The sequence below is a fragment of the Winogradskyella litorisediminis genome, from assembly GCF_042675765.1.
GTDB classification, from domain to species: Bacteria; Bacteroidota; Bacteroidia; order Flavobacteriales; family Flavobacteriaceae; genus Winogradskyella; species Winogradskyella litorisediminis.
The window spans coordinates 265,635-282,029 of the sequence record NZ_JBHTJL010000009.1 but is presented as its reverse complement, the minus strand read 5'-3'; the positions used below and the strand labels follow the sequence as shown (position 1 = coordinate 282,029).

General features: G+C 33.8%; 17 protein-coding genes. 16 read left to right on the top strand and 1 reads right to left on the bottom strand.

Annotation, left to right across the window (positions count from 1 at the left end; genetic code table 11):
- Positions 1 to 40 precede the first annotated feature (40 nt).
- From ACFQ1Q_RS03620 to ACFQ1Q_RS03610, 3 genes are all read left to right on the top strand, one after another.
- Complete coding sequence (locus tag ACFQ1Q_RS03620) at positions 41 to 766, top strand: energy transducer TonB (RefSeq protein ID WP_386128074.1); 726 nt, start codon at positions 41 to 43, stop codon at positions 764 to 766.
- A gap of 173 nt (positions 767 to 939) precedes the next feature.
- Positions 940 to 1,728, top strand: a complete 789-nt coding sequence (locus ACFQ1Q_RS03615; protein ID WP_386128072.1) for an energy transducer TonB — start codon at positions 940 to 942, stop codon at positions 1,726 to 1,728.
- A 129-nt stretch (positions 1,729 to 1,857) separates the two neighbouring features.
- The gene (locus ACFQ1Q_RS03610; RefSeq protein WP_386128070.1) at positions 1,858 to 3,975 is read left to right on the top strand and encodes a gliding motility protein RemB; all 2,118 of its coding nucleotides are present in this window, start codon (positions 1,858 to 1,860) and stop codon (positions 3,973 to 3,975) included.
- Positions 3,976 to 4,109: 134 nt separating this feature from the next.
- On the opposite strand, the gene ACFQ1Q_RS03605 is transcribed toward ACFQ1Q_RS03610, so the two are convergent.
- Positions 4,110 to 4,988 (bottom strand): MBL fold metallo-hydrolase, encoded by an 879-nt coding sequence (locus ACFQ1Q_RS03605; protein ID WP_386128068.1) that lies wholly within the window; start codon positions 4,986 to 4,988, stop codon positions 4,110 to 4,112.
- Positions 4,989 to 5,130: 142 nt separating this feature from the next.
- On the opposite strand from ACFQ1Q_RS03605, the gene cyoE reads away from it, so the two are divergent.
- The 13 genes from cyoE to ACFQ1Q_RS03540 all read left to right on the top strand — a co-directional run bounded on the left by cyoE (position 5,131) and on the right by ACFQ1Q_RS03540 (position 16,393).
- Positions 5,131 to 6,024, top strand: a complete 894-nt coding sequence (gene cyoE, locus ACFQ1Q_RS03600) for a heme o synthase (protein WP_386128066.1) — start codon at positions 5,131 to 5,133, stop codon at positions 6,022 to 6,024.
- Between the two features lies 1 nt (position 6,025).
- Positions 6,026 to 6,616: a cytochrome c oxidase subunit 3 gene (locus tag ACFQ1Q_RS03595; protein WP_386128064.1), complete on the top strand. Its 591-nt coding sequence runs from the start codon at positions 6,026 to 6,028 to the stop codon at positions 6,614 to 6,616.
- 36 nt (positions 6,617 to 6,652) lie between these two features.
- Positions 6,653 to 7,654 carry a cytochrome c oxidase subunit 3 gene (locus tag ACFQ1Q_RS03590; protein WP_386128062.1) on the top strand — a complete coding sequence of 334 codons (1,002 nt, stop codon included), beginning with the start codon at positions 6,653 to 6,655 and terminating at the stop codon, positions 7,652 to 7,654.
- Between the two features lie 20 nt (positions 7,655 to 7,674).
- Positions 7,675 to 8,121 carry a cytochrome C oxidase subunit IV family protein gene (locus tag ACFQ1Q_RS03585; RefSeq protein WP_386128060.1) on the top strand — a complete coding sequence of 149 codons (447 nt, stop codon included), beginning with the start codon at positions 7,675 to 7,677 and terminating at the stop codon, positions 8,119 to 8,121.
- Positions 8,122 to 8,189: 68 nt separating this feature from the next.
- Positions 8,190 to 8,891 carry a hypothetical protein gene (locus ACFQ1Q_RS03580; protein ID WP_386128058.1) on the top strand — a complete coding sequence of 234 codons (702 nt, stop codon included), beginning with the start codon at positions 8,190 to 8,192 and terminating at the stop codon, positions 8,889 to 8,891.
- A gap of 2 nt (positions 8,892 to 8,893) precedes the next feature.
- A complete protein-coding gene (locus ACFQ1Q_RS03575; protein WP_386128056.1) occupies positions 8,894 to 9,658 on the top strand; it encodes an SCO family protein in 765 nt (254 codons plus the stop codon).
- Between the two features lie 2 nt (positions 9,659 to 9,660).
- On the top strand, positions 9,661 to 10,206 hold the full coding sequence (locus ACFQ1Q_RS03570) for a DUF420 domain-containing protein (RefSeq protein ID WP_386128054.1): 546 nt from the start codon (positions 9,661 to 9,663) through the stop codon (positions 10,204 to 10,206).
- 22 nt (positions 10,207 to 10,228) lie between these two features.
- The gene (locus ACFQ1Q_RS03565; protein WP_386128052.1) at positions 10,229 to 10,453 is read left to right on the top strand and encodes a hypothetical protein; all 225 of its coding nucleotides are present in this window, start codon (positions 10,229 to 10,231) and stop codon (positions 10,451 to 10,453) included.
- Between the two features lie 131 nt (positions 10,454 to 10,584).
- Positions 10,585 to 11,286: an ABC transporter ATP-binding protein gene (locus ACFQ1Q_RS03560; RefSeq protein ID WP_386128050.1), complete on the top strand. Its 702-nt coding sequence runs from the start codon at positions 10,585 to 10,587 to the stop codon at positions 11,284 to 11,286.
- On the top strand, positions 11,279 to 12,523 hold the full coding sequence (locus ACFQ1Q_RS03555) for an ABC transporter permease (RefSeq protein WP_386128048.1): 1,245 nt from the start codon (positions 11,279 to 11,281) through the stop codon (positions 12,521 to 12,523). Before ACFQ1Q_RS03560 ends, ACFQ1Q_RS03555 begins: the two co-directional genes overlap by 8 nt.
- Before the next feature lies 1 nt (position 12,524).
- Complete coding sequence (locus ACFQ1Q_RS03550) at positions 12,525 to 13,784, top strand: ABC transporter permease (RefSeq protein ID WP_386128046.1); 1,260 nt, start codon at positions 12,525 to 12,527, stop codon at positions 13,782 to 13,784.
- A gap of 67 nt (positions 13,785 to 13,851) precedes the next feature.
- The gene (locus tag ACFQ1Q_RS03545) at positions 13,852 to 15,021 is read left to right on the top strand and encodes an efflux RND transporter periplasmic adaptor subunit (protein WP_386128044.1); all 1,170 of its coding nucleotides are present in this window, start codon (positions 13,852 to 13,854) and stop codon (positions 15,019 to 15,021) included.
- A gap of 52 nt (positions 15,022 to 15,073) precedes the next feature.
- On the top strand, positions 15,074 to 16,393 hold the full coding sequence (locus ACFQ1Q_RS03540) for a TolC family protein (protein ID WP_386128042.1): 1,320 nt from the start codon (positions 15,074 to 15,076) through the stop codon (positions 16,391 to 16,393).
- Positions 16,394 to 16,395 lie beyond the last annotated feature (2 nt).

Here is a 16,395-nt window from a genome sequence, read left to right as displayed (position 1 = left end):
GATTATTTAATTAAATTAGCGTCTTACAACAATAATTATTATGGAACAAAAGAAGAATCCAAAATCAGACGTAGGTCGTAACAGCTCTCTTTTCTTTGCTGTTGGTCTTGTTTTAATGTTATTAGTTACCAATTTAGCTATTAACTATAAGAGTTATGACAAAAGTGATATTGCTTTAGATGGTCTTAACTTAGACGATGAATTAGAGGAAGAAGTTCCAATTACTGAGCAAATAGTAACGCCACCGCCACCACCGCCACCGCCACCAGTTGCACCGGTAGAAATTGAGGTTGTGGAAGATGAAGAAGAAGTTGAAGAAACTGTAATCGAATCTACAGAAGTTGAGCAAGACACTAAAATTGTTGAGGTTGAAGAAGTAGAGGTAGAGGAAGTTGAAGAAGATATTGAAGTTCCTTTTGCAGTTATTGAAAATGTACCAGTATTTCCAGGTTGTGAAAACGAAAAAGGAAATAATGCTAAGAAAAAGTGTATGTCAGAAAAGGTTGCAAAATTTGTAAATAAAAAGTTTAATACTGACTTAGCAAGTGATTTAGGTTTATCAGGTAGACAACGTATCAGTGTATTCTTTAAAATTGATAAATCTGGTAGAATTGTAAATGTAGGTGCAAGAGCACCACATCCAGGACTTGAAAAAGAAGCTAAGCGTGTTATTGGTTTGTTGCCGCAAATGAAACCAGGTAAACAAAGAGGTAAAGCTGTAACAGTTCCTTACTCGTTGCCAATATTATTTCAGGTACAAGACTAAAAACTCCTCATTTTATAATATTTAAAATCCCGTTCAATTAATTGAACGGGATTTTTTTATAAGAACCAATCTAAGTTTTTTCACACAAAGTGAAAATTATAAACCTATAATTTAGTTCTTGGTATGCTTATTGTGACTTTATCATAATATTAACATTTTAATTATCATATATTATGAAAAAACAAAATCACAACAACAATAACGCTGGTCAGAGCGCTATTGAAGTAAGAAAATCTCAAAAGCACGAGGTTAATTTACAAAAAAACTCAACACTGTATTTTCAAGTTGGATTAATCCTTTGTTTGCTAGGAACTTTTTTTCTTTTTGAAATGCAATTTGTTGAAACAAAATTAGAAGTAGCTTATGTTCCACCGTCTAAAGATATAATTGAAGTGGCAATTAATGATGTAGTAGTAGAAAAAAAGGTTATTGAAGAGATAAAACCCAAAGCACCTGTTGTAGAATTGAAAGATGTCTATAAAGTTGATGATACTACTAATGATCCAGACCCAAAAACTTTGATTACGGAACCTAAAACTGTTTACACAGATAAGCCAGTAAAAAAAGTTGAGGATATACCAGAGATTGAAAAAATTCCAGAAACTATTCATATTACTAATGTGCAATTTGCGCCAATTTTTCCAGGTTGTGAAAAGTATGAGTTGAATTCAGAACGCAGTAAATGCCTTAACGAAAAATTAGGCAAGCTTGTGCAGCGAAAGTTTGACACAGACATTGCTGGTGAATATGGTTTATCTGGTATTCAACGTATCAATGTAGAATTTAAAGTTGATACCGAAGGAAACATAACTGATATCAAAACTCGGTCACCACATCCACAATTAGACAAAGAAGCTTTACGGATTGCAAACAAAATTCCTAAAATGCAACCCGGTAAAATGGGTACCAAACCTGTAAATGTCATTTATAATTTACCAATTACCTTTAAAGTGCAAGATTAATTTTGTATAAATATTTTTATCAATCAATAAACCAACAGTAAAAACCGTTATTACATAATAGCGGTTTTTTTGTTTTTTGAAGGCCGTAAAAAAACAGTATCTTTCGCTAGTAAATCTTGCTTTTAATCTATGCGACATCTTATTGCAACAGTATTGCTACTAATTACTTTTCAGTCTATTTCGCAAACCGAAATTAATTACCAAAAACCTCCAGTTTTTTCTGAATGTGAAAGCAAGTCATTTAATGAAATTCAAGACTGTTTTAGTTATCAATTGCACAGTTTTATATATAAGAATTTTGAAATTCCTCAAATAGTTAATACCGAAAACTATAAAGGAGATATTAAGTTGTTGTTTGAAGTGGATAAGGAAGGCAAATTTAAAATCATATTTGTCGATGCTGCTTTTGAAGAACTAAAGCTTGAAGCCGCGCGTGTATTTTCAAAATTACCGAAAATTACGCCTGCAAAGTACGATGGCAAACCAACCTACATTCAATACTCAACTAAAATAAATATCCCTTTATTGAGTCCTTCAGAAATAAAACCTACTGAAGATTTATCAGTTTCAAAACAAATCAAGAAAAAAGAAAAAGATTCAAATCTTAATGCCGTTTTGTCTAATGAATTAGATAGCATTGATGCCTCTTTAAAACCTTACGATAAAAGCGAATATAGTAGCCAACTTAATATTCCGTTTACGCATACCTATTATGCACGTTTTGATGCCAATATGAATGCCATTGGTACAAATGCACATACAGCAGCAAAGCCTTTTATTTATAATGATGTTGCAAAATATTATGATTTTAAAGCTGAAAAGGATGAACTTGCTAAAGATGCGCAAACTTGGGTTGGTCGAAAATTATGGAACGAGCATTTGGTACAAGTGCAAAGTAAAAATTACTGGTTTACCATTGACCCAATTTTAGATTTGCAAGTAGGTAATGATGCTGAAGGTGGTTCAACTTTTAATAACACTCGAGGTGTTTTTATACAAGCAGGTTTAGGTAAACGTTTAAATTTTACAACATCTTTTTACGAAAGCCAAGGTCGTTTTGCACAATACTTTAATGAGTATGCTGAAAGTTTAAAGGCTTTTGGTCCAGACCCAGCAATAATTCCAGGTCGTGGTATTGGAAAACGTTTTAAGGACGATGCTTACGATTATCCTGTGGCTGAAGCCTATTTGTCATACACACCAGCAGATTTTCTTAATATTCAGTTTGGACATGGTAAAAATTTTATTGGTGATGGTTACCGGTCGTTATTTCAAAGTGATGTAGCCAGTCCAGCACCGTTTTTAAAAACCAATCTTAATTTTTGGAAAATTAAATATACAAGCACTTGGATGGCGCTAAAAGACGTAAGACCAGAAGTTGTTGAAGATGGCGCATTTTTAACCAAATATATGGCAAATCATTATCTAAGTTGGAATGTATCAAAACGTCTAAATCTTGGTTTTTTTGAATCTGTGATTTGGACAAATTCTAATAACCGTGGTTTTGACATCAATTATCTCAATCCATTAATCTTTTTAAGAGCCATTGAATTTAGCACAGGACAAGATGCAGGTAATGCTTTAATTGGTCTATCTGGAAAATACAAATGGAACAATAAAGTGAATTTATATGGGCAATTTATTATTGATGAATTCTCATTATCGGACGTAAGAGAAGGGAACAAAAGTTGGAAAAATAAGTTTGGCTTTCAGCTTGGCGCAAAATATTATAATGCTTTTAATGTTGATGGTTTACTATTACAAGCCGAATACAATCAAGTGCGGCCATACACCTATTCGCACAATACAATCGTCCTCAATTACGCGCACAACAACCAATCAATGGCGCATTTATGGGGAAATAATTTCCGAGAATTGGTACTCATTGGGCGTTACAATTACAAGCGTTGGTTTGCAGATGCAAAACTAACGATCGGCGAACGTGGTTTCGATTTTAGAGATGGTACAGATAATTTTTACTATGGCGGCGATATTTTTGGAAACGAAAATGACAGACCAGCAGACACAGGAATAGAGATTGGTCAAGGAAACAACACCTCTGTTTTTCAAGGCGAATTGATGGCTGGTTACATCATCAATCCAGTGAGTAATTTAAAAGTGTTTGCAAACATTAACTATCGCAACTTTGACCCAACAGTACAAACCGCAATTACAAGCAGAACAAACACCACTTGGTTTAATTTTGGCGTCCGCACGGATTTATTTAATTGGTATAATGATTTTTAAATCAATAATCTAAATAGAACTGACGAGTCATTTCGAAAATAGGAAAAATCACCCTAGAGGTAAATGCTGTTTCTGGAAAGATGATGCGATATACCACCTCGTCTCGACATGACTAAAATTTCAAATAAATAGACTTATTCGCCCTTCAAACTCTTATAAAAAGTAGTTCTAATACGTTCGCTATTAATAAATCCGCTACCGTAACCTAAATCATCATACTGTTTTGTTAAAGATGAATCTGCTTTTACTTCATCTTCCGTTTTACCTTCAGCAATAGCTTTAGAAATATTGGTTTTTATGGTTTCTAGCATTTTTAAAAACGATTGGTATTCTTCTTTATTAGAAACGGTGCCGTGACCAGGAATAATTTTTGTGTTTTCGTCAATAACCATGAGCCCGCGTTTTGCAGCTTCAATATAACCGTTAACACTTCCACCAGAATTTAAATCGATGTATGGATAACGACCTTTAAAGTATGTGTCTCCCGTGTGTAGTACATTACTTTCTGTAAAATAAAGTAGTGCATCACCATCAGTATGTGCATTGGCAACGTGAAAAACAGCAATCGGTTCGCCATTAATAGTGATATTTAGTTTGTCATTAAACGTGATAACTGGTAAGGCTTCTTTTGGATTGTTGCTGCCGTCGCGTCGTGGATTCTGTAAACGCACTTTTACATTGTCGTGTGCAATAATTGTTGCGCCTGCTTTTGCCATATTTTCGTTTCCGCCAGTATGGTCACCATGCCAATGTGTGTTTACTAAAAATTGAAGTGGTTTGTCGCTAAGTTTTTTTATTTCAGCTAAAATTTTGTTAGAAAGTGGCGCAAATTGGTCATCAATTACAAAAACGCCATCATCACCAACTGAAATGCCAATATTTCCACCAGCTCCAAAAAGGACGTAAACGTTGTCTGAAAGCTTTTCAGATTTAATTTCAACGTTATCAAATCTTGATTGTGTAAATCCGAGCGATATTGATAAAAGCAAGAGGCAATTCAGTAAATTTTTCATGATAGTTTTATGTTTTAAACGGTATATGTCGTTCAAATTTAGGCATTCTTACGTAAAACGATTTCAAATAAAGAATAACTGTGGTTTTACGTTGTTCAAAACCTTTTTTCAAGTTATCTTTGCAGTCGCAAATAATCTAGTATTGAGCACTATAAAATCAACAGTTTCTATCGCTTCTATTTGGACCGATTTTAAGGAGATTACCAAAATGGGTTTATCCGTTGTTGTGGTGTTTTCTGCAATTGCTGGTTATTTTTTAGGTGCAGAAACCTTCAGTTTTACAACTTTTTTATTGCTTTGTTTTGGTGGTTATTTTATGGTAGGTGCTTCAAACGCTTACAATCAAATTATAGAAAAAGATTTGGATGCTTTAATGGAGCGTACCAAAAACAGGCCAATCCCTGCAGGTCGTATGTCTGTTAATACGGCTTTTGTGATTGCAGTTTTATTTACATTGGCAGGTGTTGCTACGCTTTATATTATTAATCCCAAAACGGCAATGTATGGTGCTATTTCGATATTTTTATATGCTTGTGTGTACACACCTTTAAAAACAAAAACCCCGATTGCAGTTTTTGTTGGAGCCATTCCTGGTGCTATACCTTTTATGTTGGGTTGGGTTGCTGCTCGTGGCGCTTTTGGTATTGAAGCAGGAACCTTATTTGCTATACAATTTTTATGGCAGTTTCCACATTTCTGGGCCATTGGTTGGTTTTTGCATCAAGATTATCAAAAAGGTGGATTTTTTATGTTGCCAACAGGCAAGCCAGATAAAGCCACAGCGGTACAAATAATATTATATTCGGTTTGGACCGTAATTGCTTCAGTGATTCCTGCTTTTGGAATTACGGGCGATTTGAAATTAACCATAATCGGAGCTATTGTCATTTTTTTACTCGGATTGGTTATGGTGTATTATGCGCTACGACTTTTTAAATTAAGAACAAATAAAGCGGCAAAACAATTGATGTTATATAGTGTAACTTACATTACGTTATTACAGATTGTTTATGTTGCTGATAAATTTTTAAGCTAATATGGATTTAACAGAAGGTACTTTTGAAGAGAAAAGAGCACGCTCCAAAAAAATGATGCTTTGGTTTGGTATTGGCTCTTTAATCATGACGTTTGCTGGTTTAACCAGCGCATTTATTGTAAGTAGAACAAGAGAAGATTGGTTAGTCGATTTTGAATTGCCACAGGCATTTTTCATCTCATTGATTGTAATTATTATGAGTAGTTTTACTATGATAATGGCAAAGCGAAGCTTAAAGCAAAATAACATTTCTCAAACTACGGTTTGGTTGGTAATAACGTTTGTGTTGGGAATCTATTTTGTATTTAACCAATTTCAAGGTTTTGGACAATTTATAGCGCAAGGCTATAATTTTACAGGAGCGACCAGTAACATTACTGTTTCTTTTATTTACGTGATTGCAGTAGTGCACATTTTGCACGTGATTGCAGGCTTAATAAGTCTTTTAGTTGTAATTATAAACAATCTAAATAAAAAATACACTTCTAAAAATATGTTAGGGCTAGAATTGGCAGCACATTTCTGGCATTTTATAGATATTTTATGGGTGTTTCTCTTTTTGTTTTTATATTTTTTTAAAGACATAATTTGATTATTTTTGTCAAATCTTAAATATTAAATAAATTTTATGGATACTACAGTTGCAAATAGTGGTTCAGATGAGAAAGTTTGGGGCGGCGGAAACAAGCCTTTAGGCGCGAGCTACGGAAAATTGATGATGTGGTTTTTTATCGTTTCTGATGCATTAACATTCTCTGGATTTTTAGCAGCATACGGATTTTCGAGATTTAAATTTATAAACGAGTGGCCAATTGCCGATGAGGTATTTACACACGTTCCGTTTTTACACGGTCAAGAATTGCCAATGATTTACGTGGCATTCATGACGTTTATTTTAATTATGTCTTCTGTAACTATGGTATTAGCAGTAGATGCTGGTCATCACATGAATAAAGCTAAGGTTACCATATATATGTTTTTAACCATTATTGGTGGTGCAATATTCGTAGGTTCTCAAGCTTGGGAATGGGCAACTTTTATACAAGGTGATTACGGTGCAGTACAAACAAAAGGTGGTAATATATTACAATTTGGAGAGTATGTCACTGAAGATGGTGAGCAAAAATTTAAAAGAATTTCTATTGATGAATTTGTTGTTCCTGTAGCTGATGTTAGAGTTGAGCACGAGCGCAAAAACGGACTTTGGTTTGTGGATGAAGCACCATTGCCAGATTACACTGTTAATGAAATTTATAATGGTTTAGCAGCTAACCCTAATATATTAGTCAGAAACCAAATGATAAATGAAGAAGGTGAAAAAACAGTTCTTTCAAGAGAAGAATCTTTAAAACAAATAAAAGAAAATGGCCAGCTCGTTGTTAAAGGAGCAAACCTTGTTGTTAATGAGTATGGCACGTCACTTTTCGCAGATTTCTTTTTCTTTATTACTGGCTTTCACGGTTTTCACGTATTTTCTGGAGTTGTCATCAACATCATCATTTTCTTTAATGTTGTTTTAGGTACATACGAAAGAAGAGGAAGTTACGAAATGGTCGAAAAAGTTGGTTTATACTGGCACTTTGTAGATTTAGTTTGGGTATTTGTATTTACATTCTTTTACCTCGTTTAATTTAGATAATACGCTTAGAAATGGCACACGCACATAAATTAGAAATATTTAGAGGACTTTGGAAATTTAAGTCTAACACACAAAAAATCTGGGGAGTTTTATTATTCCTTACTATTGTTACAGCAATAGAAGTTGTATTAGGTATTTACAAACCAGAAGTATTAAATCACACATGGTTAGACCCAATGGAAGGTGGCTTTTTTGCAACATTATATAATATAGTAATGTCGCCTTTTATTTACATGAAGCCTTTAAATTTAATCTTCATTGTATTAACTATTGTTAAAGCTTACTACATCACATGGGATTTTATGCACATGCGCGACGAAAAATCAAGTTTACGCCGTATGGTAGTTTGGACAGGTGTTTTCTTAATCTGTTACCTAATATTTATCCTTCTACAAGAAGGTGGCTACGTATTTGAAGTTTACAACACAGACGACGCTCTAATCAAGAGAGATTTTTAATCTTATAATTTAGAGTTAAATGATATCAAAAGGTGGTTTTTTAAAACCACCTTTTTTATTTTTGTATTATGAAAAAAAGTAGCACCAAACGTAACGTTATATTAAGCATATTATTCTTTTTACCAGTTGCTTTTCTTATAGTTATGATGCTTACCAAGGACAATTACAATCCATTAGATATTGTCAATAAAAATGTAAGAGAATTACCAGCAAACAAAGATTCAATTACATTTAAAAACCATATAACAGTTTTAGCGTTTTTTGGAAAAAAACCAATGGAAAATTCCGTAGCTGCTCTAAACTTAAAGGAGCTCGTTTACGAGCGTACAAAAGGATTTAAGAAATTTCAAGTAGTTGTATTATTACCAAGAGAAGCGCAAGACGAAGCCGAACAATTACTTAAAAAAATTAAAACCTACGAAGATTTACGATTCTGGCATTTTGTCTATGCCGATGACTCGGATATTAAAAAGGTATTTAATAGCTTAAAATCTAATGTAGAATTAAATACCAACTTAGCAACCACATCTGTTTTTATAGTGGATAAAGATAAATTTCAGCGTGGACGACTGGATGATAGAACCAAAAAAGAAAAAGAAGCAAAAGAGCCTGTTTATTCACTTTACGGGTATGATTGCATTGATATCAATCAGCTAAAAAACAAACTCGCCACAGAAGACATGCGCGTGTTGTTTAAAGAATATAGAGACAAAAGAACAGGAAAATTTGAAGGCTCTACAACTCGAAGAGCAGACGATATAAAAAATTAATTATGGCAAAAAAGACCAATTATTCTTACATCGGTATTGCATTTATCATTTTGGTTTTTGGAATTATTTTTATTCCGAAAATTGTTGACAGATTATCAAATAAAGATGTTACTAGAGAAGATAATAGAAGTAAGGACATCACCACACAAGACTTTAATAATAATCAACAAGCAAAATCAGATTTGGTATACATTCCAACAGCCGATGGTGGTAAACGAAAAGTACCTGCTTTTAGTTTTACAAATCAAAATGGAGAAACTATTACTAATGAAGATTATTTGGGCAAGGTGTATTTAGTCGAATTTTTCTTTACCACATGCCCAACTATTTGTCCTAGGATGAGTGCAAATTTGGTGCAAATTCAGAACGAATTTAAAGATTACAACGATGAATTTGGTGTAGCTTCATTTACCATAATGCCAGAGGTTGATACGCCAAAAGTTTTAAAAGCTTATGCCCAAAAATATGGAGTATCAAATCCTAATTGGCATTTAATGACAGGTGATGAAGACGAAATTTATAAACTAGCCAACGAAGGTTTTTATCTTTATACATCAAAAGGTGAAGATGCAGCTGGTTTTGAGCATTCAGGTAATTTTGCATTAATAGATAAAGAAGGTTATATCCGTTCACGATTGACATCAAAAGACAATCCTTTGATTTATTATAACGGGATAGTGTCTGAAGAAGAAGGTGTTGATGATGAAGGGATACCACAAGAAATAACTATTTTAAAAGAAGATATTGCTAAACTTTTAAACGAGTAATAATGAGTATAGATAACATTCAAAAGGAAAAGAAATATAACAAATGGATTGTTGTTCTATCCATAATTATCCCTGTTGCAGTTGCAGCACTGTTTGGTATTAATCTCAGGGAATTAGGTTTTGATGTTGAGCCATTAACCTTTTTACCACCAATTTACGCATCTGTAAATGCGTTAACGGCCCTTGTTTTAGTATTTGCTGTAGTATCGATAAAAAAAGGAAACCGAAAACTTCACGAAAATTTAATGAAGTTTGCCATCACATTGTCTGTCGCTTTTTTAGTAATGTATGTGGCGTATCATATGACTAGCGATAGTACAAAATATGGTGGCGAAGGCATAATACGCTACGTTTATTATTTTATTTTGGTAACACATATTTTACTATCAATTATAATAATTCCTTTTGTATTGATAACTTATGTAAGAGCAATATCAAATAATTTCGAGCGTCATAAAAAAATTGCAAAAATTACATTTCCGTTGTGGTTGTATGTTGCTGTTACTGGAGTCATTGTGTATTTAATGATTTCGCCGTACTATGCTTAATGCAAATTTTTAATATTTTAAAATGAAACGAAAACTAATTTTTCTTCTATTCTCTTTAATCTTTTTTTTAAAGAGTAACGCGCAATGCGCCATGTGCAGAGCAGTTTTGGAGAGTGAAGAAGGACAAGGTGCTGCTGAAGGCATTAATGATGGTATCGTTTATTTAATGGCAATTCCCTATATTTTAGTATTTGGTATTGGCTACATTGTGTATATCAAATTTTTTAAGACAAAAGCTTCAACCTAAGCTCTTTTTCTTCATCATTCTATGGTATTTGAATCTCTTATAAATACCAATTAAAAGTAAATTCTTAACAAATACTTAGCACTATGCAGTTCCTGTTTTGTGTAATATTGCAGGGATTAACCAGCTATACTATGATTCAAATCAAAGATTTACATAAATCTTACCACATGGGTAACAATTCTCTCCATGTATTAAAAGGCATAAATTTCGATGTAAAAGAAGGTGAGTTGGTATCTATTATGGGTTCATCTGGCTCAGGAAAATCAACGTTATTAAATATTTTAGGAATGTTAGATGAAGCTGATACTGGGAGTTATGTGCTAGATGGTGTTCCTATAAAAAATCTTAACGAAAAGATTGCAGCCAGATATCGTAACGAATTTTTAGGCTTTATTTTTCAGTCTTTCAATCTTATTAACTATAAATCTGCTGTAGACAATGTGGCACTGCCAATGTTTTATAAAGGTGTGCCTCGAAAAGAACGTGTTGAAAAAGCACACCATTATTTAGAAAAAGTAGGTTTGGCTCAATGGTCTCACCACTTACCTAGCGAATTATCTGGTGGACAAAAACAGCGTGTTGCAATAGCGAGAGCATTAGCAAGTGAGCCAAAAGTATTATTAGCAGATGAACCTACAGGAGCTTTAGATACCAAAACTTCTTATGAGGTTATGGATTTAATCCAAGGAATTAATGATGAAGGAAAAACTATTTTAGTGGTTACTCACGAAGAAGATATTGCGCACATGACAAAGCGCATTGTAAATTTAAAAGACGGCATCATCATAGATGATAGTCCAGTTAAACAAGTAAGAGCACAACAATATGTTTAACGTAGAACGCTGGCAAGAAATATTTGAAACGCTTCGAAAAAATAAACTCCGTACTTTTTTAACGGGTTTATCTGTGGCTTCGGGTATTTTTATTTTAGTGATTTTACTAGGTTTTAGTTCTGGTATTGAAAATGGCGTAACTTCAGAATTTCAGCAAGATGCAACCAACGAAATTTCTATTAGAACACGCCGAACTACAAAAGGTTATAAAGGTCTTAATCCTGGAAGGCGCATCCAAATGAAGGATGAAGACTTTGCAATGATAAATAATACATACGACGAATATTTAGAATACAGAAGCGCCAATTACAGTATTTGGGGCGGGCAAGTTGCTTATAAAAACGAAACTGGAAATTACCGTGTACAGGGCGTAATGCCAGACAATCAATTTATTGAAAATGCAGACATTTCAAAAGGCCGTTTCGTCAATCAATCAGACATTGACGCTGGTAGAAAGGTAGCAGTTATTGGTAACAAAGTAAGTACAGATTTGTTTAAAGGTAATGACCCATTAGATGAGTATATTTCAATTTTTGGGATTTCATTTAAAGTGGTTGGTGTGTATCGCGATCCAGGTGGTGAGCGTGAGGAAAGTCAAGTGTTTTTACCTCTTACTTCTTCTAGAAACGCGTTTAACGGTAGTGATAACATTAGGAACATGTCCTTTACAGTAAAAATGTCCGAAAATTTTGACGAAGCTGTGGCTTTATCTCAAAATATAACAGAATCGATTGAGCGTGATCTAAAAGAAAAACACATCATTTCCCCAGAAGATGATGCGGCAATCAGCGTAAACAATACATTAGAAGAAGCACAAAAAATATACTCGCTCATTGACATGATTAAACTAGTGTTTTGGGTGATTGGCATTTTTACCATCATAGCAGGTGTAGTAGGTGTTGGTAACATCATGATTATTATTGTAAAAGAGCGCACAAAGGAAATAGGTATTCGGAAAGCACTTGGTGCAGAACCAGCATCAATAATCGGTATGATTCTGCAAGAAGCTATTTTCGTTACCATGTTTTCTGGTTTATTTGGGCTTATACTTGGATTAGCTTTATTAGAAATTGTTGGTCCACAAATAGATAGTCCGTTTATAAAGTTTCCACAAGTCGATTTTACAACCGCCATAACAACTGTTTTTATATTAGTAATTGCGGGCGCATTTGCTGGTTTTTTGCCAGCATATCGAGCAGCAAAAATTAAACCAATAGTAGCACTTAGAGACGAATAATATGTTTAGTAAAGACCGTTGGGACGAAATTTTAGAAGCGTTAAATGCTAACCGAATGCGAACAGCATTAACGGCTTTTGGCGTGTTTTGGGGTATTACTGTTTTGGTGCTTTTATTGGCATTAACAAATGGTTTACGAAACGGAGTTACTGCTGACTTTGGAAACTTTGCTACCAACTCCATGTTTATGTGGGGACAACGTACGTCTATATCTTACAAAGGTGTCCCAAAAGGAAAACGATTAGAATATAAATTATCAGATGTTGAAGCAATCAGAGCTGATATTCCTGAGCTAAAATACATTTCGCCACGAAACTCACTTGGCGGTTATAATGGAGCAAATAATGTAACGCGAGGAACAAAAACTGGAGCATTTCAGATATATGGCGATTATCCGGAATTTATAAAACAAAAACCAATGGATATTTTAGAAGGTCGTTTTCTAAGCTATTCAGATATTAATATTAAGCGAAAAGTTTGTGTTATTGGTCCAGACGTTGTAAAAGGTTTATATGATAGAGGTGAAGACCCAATGGAAAGTTACATTAAAATTAACGGTGTAAACTTTAAGGTCGTCGGAACTTTTAAAATTACCAATTCTCAAGGTGATTCTGAAGAAGAAGCCAATACTATATTTATTCCTTTCACTACATTTAATCAAGCTTTTAACTATGGCGACCGAGTTGGTTGGATGGCTATAACAGCTCAAGACCAATATAGTATTACAAATGTAAAAGAACGTGTTTTTGATATTATAAAATCAAGAAAAAACGTACACCCAAATGACGAGCGCGCTATTGGTCATCGAGATTTAGCAGAACAATTTGGTCGTGTGAATGGCTTGTTCAATATTTTGGCAATTGTCGGTTATTTTGTCGGCGCATTAATTTTATTATCTGGTATTATCGGTATTAATAATATCATGCTCATTGTGGTTAAAGAGCGAACCAAAGAAATTGGTGTTCGCCGTGCTTTAGGAGCTACACCATGGACTATAAAAAGCCAAATTTTACAAGAAAGTTTAATACTTACTATTTTGTCGGGTATGCTTGGTGTTGCCTTTGCAGCATTTTGTATTTGGGGAATGAATTCAATTTTGGATGCAAACGGACCAATCGAGAATTTTGCCAATCCAAGTGTAAACATGCAAGTAGTAGTAGTTGCTTTAACCATACTTGTAATTGCTGGTTTGTTAGCAGGATTAATTCCTGCAAATAGAGCCACAAAAATGAAACCTGTTGACGCATTAAGAATAGAATAAACTAAAACAAACTCATGAAATCGTCTAAGATTTCATGCAACCATTTAAAGACAATAAAAACGAACACATGAAAAGAACTACAACCGTAATCGTGTTACTTGCCATCGTACTTTTATTTGCGGTAGCACTATATTATTTATGGGGTAAAAATCAAGAAAACCCAGTTACATTTACAACACAATCTCCCACTACGCAAACCATTGTAGTTAACACAGTAGCAACAGGAAGTATAGTACCAGAAGAAGAAGTACTTATTAAACCAAACATTTCGGGAGTTGTAGAAGAAGTTTATGTTGAAGCTGGAGAATTTGTAAAAGAAGGCGACCTAATTGCCAAAATTCGTGTAATTCCTAATGTGTCTTCTCTAACAAGTTCAAAAAACAATATAGCTTCTAATCGTACAGCTTTAGAAACAGCAGAAATCAATTTTAAAACTCAAAAAGCGCTTTATGATAGGCAAAAGCAATTGTTTGACAAAGGCGTAATCTCTGCTAACGATTTTGACCAAGCAAATAATACATACCTACAAGCCAAGCAGCGTGTAGAGCAGGCCAGGATAGATTTAAGACAATCGCGTCAAAACTATGATATTATCAAAACAGGTACAACGTCTGGCGTCGGTAACAGTGCACAAACACAAGTGAGAGCAACAGTTTCGGGTATGGTATTAGATGTGCCTGTTAAAGCAGGAAACCAAGTTATTGAAGCTAACAATTTTAACGAAGGTACATCAATTGCATCATTGGCGGATATTTCTAAAATGATTTTTGAAGGTAAAGTAGATGAAAGTGAAGTTGGAAAAATTAAAGAAGGTTTACCATTAGAAATCACGGTCGGTGCAATTGAAAATCAAAAATTTGATGCTGTATTAGATTATATAGCACCAAAGGGTATTGCCGAAAATGGTGCCATTCAGTTTGAAATTGAAGGATCTTTGAAAAAATTAGATTCTACCCAAACATTCATCCGCGCTGGTTTAAGTGCAAATGCGTCAATTATTTTAGAAAAAGCAGAAAACGTATTAGCCATAAAAGAAGCTTTGGTACAATACGACCCAAAAACAAAGAAACCTTTTGTTGAGGTAGAAACTGGTGACCAAGAATTTAAGCGTGTAGATGTAGAACTAGGTATCAGTAACGGTATTTTTGTTGAAGTAAAAAATGGTGTTACAAAAGACGATAAAATTAAAGTGTGGAACCAACTTCAAGGACCACCAAAATATGCGGGCAGAAATTAATTTCTTTTTTTCTGTAACACATTATATAATTTATAGACATATAGTATTAATTATGAAAAAATCAATCATCATTATAGCGGTTTTACTTTTTGGTATTTCTGCAAATGCTCAAAAAAAATGGACACTAAAAGAATGTGTCCAATATGCATTAGAGAATAATATTTCTATTAAGCAAAGCGAGCTCGATTTAAAAGCCACAGATATCGAGGCTCTAACAGCTTTAGGGAATTTTTTGCCATCATTTAGTGCATCTGCAAGCGTCAGTGAAAGTATAGGTTTAGGATTTAACCCAGCTACAAACCAACCAGAAACAGTAAAATTCTTATCTGCAAGTGGTGGATTAAATGCGGGCTACACCGTTTTTGATGGATTAAGAAATATAAGACAGAAACAGCGCGCTGAAATTTCAAATTTAGCAAGTCAGTACAGGTTGTCTCAGATGAAAGATGATATTTCGCTTACTGTAGCCAATAGTTATTTAAACGTGCTTTTAAATAAAGCGAATCTAGAGGTTCTTAAATCTCAAAATGAAGTTACAAAAAAACAAATCGCTCAAACTGAAGAATTAGTTGAGGTAGGAACACTTCCAGAAGGCGATTTACTAGAAATAAAAGCTACTGATGCAAGTGAGCAACAGTCAATAGTTAATGCTGAAAATCAAATAAAATTATCTTTAATTAATCTTGCTCAAATTTTACTTATCAAAGATTACGAAACTTTTGATATCGAAGATGAAGGTTATGGCATTGTAGATTCTGTTTCAGATAAACCTGTTTCAGAAATTATTGCTAACGCAAAAGCAAATCGTTCAGAAATTAGAATAGCAGAGCAAAATGTGGCACTAGCGCAAAAAGATGTTCAAATTGCTAAAGGTGGATTGTTACCATCGCTAAATGCGTTTTTAAGTTATGACACGCGTTTTACAAATCGTGACCCAAGAGATTTTATTGACCAATTATATATTAATGATGGTATTAGATATGGACTTAGCCTAAATGTACCAATATTTAACGGATGGAATATCAGAGCAAATGTTAAACGTAACGAAATAAATTTAGAACGAAGCAAGTTTCAACTTGAGCAAGCCGAACTAGATTTAGAATCTAATGTTTACCAAGCATATATTGATGCTAAGGGAACTTTAAAAGCATATGAAGCCGCGCAATCTGCATTAGAAAGTCAAGAACTGGCTTATCAATACGCTACTGCAAGATATGATGAAGGATTAACAAACGCATTTGATTTTAGCCAAGCTAAGCTGCGTTATGATAATGCAAAAATAAATGTAAATAGAGCCAAATACGATTATATATTTAGATTAAAAGTATTAGAATTGTTTTTTGGAGTACCAGCCACAGAATTAAAATTTTAAAA

Excerpts from the sequence above, each read along its gene's own strand:
- ACFQ1Q_RS03595 (WP_386128064.1), top strand. The coding sequence starts at position 6,026 with ATGGATTTAACAGAAGGTACTTTTGAAGAGAAAAGAGCACGCTCCAAA.
- ACFQ1Q_RS03560 (WP_386128050.1), top strand. The coding sequence starts at position 10,585 with ATGATTCAAATCAAAGATTTACATAAATCTTACCACATGGGTAACAAT.
- ACFQ1Q_RS03605 (WP_386128068.1), bottom strand. The coding sequence starts at position 4,988 with ATGAAAAATTTACTGAATTGCCTCTTGCTTTTATCAATATCGCTCGGA.
- ACFQ1Q_RS03580 (WP_386128058.1), top strand. The coding sequence starts at position 8,190 with ATGAAAAAAAGTAGCACCAAACGTAACGTTATATTAAGCATATTATTC.
- ACFQ1Q_RS03610 (WP_386128070.1), top strand. The coding sequence starts at position 1,858 with ATGCGACATCTTATTGCAACAGTATTGCTACTAATTACTTTTCAGTCT.
- ACFQ1Q_RS03570 (WP_386128054.1), top strand. The coding sequence starts at position 9,661 with ATGAGTATAGATAACATTCAAAAGGAAAAGAAATATAACAAATGGATT.
- ACFQ1Q_RS03565 (WP_386128052.1), top strand. The coding sequence starts at position 10,229 with ATGAAACGAAAACTAATTTTTCTTCTATTCTCTTTAATCTTTTTTTTA.
- ACFQ1Q_RS03575 (WP_386128056.1), top strand. The coding sequence starts at position 8,894 with ATGGCAAAAAAGACCAATTATTCTTACATCGGTATTGCATTTATCATT.
- ACFQ1Q_RS03540 (WP_386128042.1), top strand. The coding sequence starts at position 15,074 with ATGAAAAAATCAATCATCATTATAGCGGTTTTACTTTTTGGTATTTCT.
- ACFQ1Q_RS03545 (WP_386128044.1), top strand. The coding sequence starts at position 13,852 with ATGAAAAGAACTACAACCGTAATCGTGTTACTTGCCATCGTACTTTTA.
- ACFQ1Q_RS03555 (WP_386128048.1), top strand. The coding sequence starts at position 11,279 with ATGTTTAACGTAGAACGCTGGCAAGAAATATTTGAAACGCTTCGAAAA.
- ACFQ1Q_RS03550 (WP_386128046.1), top strand. The coding sequence starts at position 12,525 with ATGTTTAGTAAAGACCGTTGGGACGAAATTTTAGAAGCGTTAAATGCT.
- ACFQ1Q_RS03620 (WP_386128074.1), top strand. The coding sequence starts at position 41 with ATGGAACAAAAGAAGAATCCAAAATCAGACGTAGGTCGTAACAGCTCT.
- ACFQ1Q_RS03615 (WP_386128072.1), top strand. The coding sequence starts at position 940 with ATGAAAAAACAAAATCACAACAACAATAACGCTGGTCAGAGCGCTATT.
- ACFQ1Q_RS03585 (WP_386128060.1), top strand. The coding sequence starts at position 7,675 with ATGGCACACGCACATAAATTAGAAATATTTAGAGGACTTTGGAAATTT.
- ACFQ1Q_RS03590 (WP_386128062.1), top strand. The coding sequence starts at position 6,653 with ATGGATACTACAGTTGCAAATAGTGGTTCAGATGAGAAAGTTTGGGGC.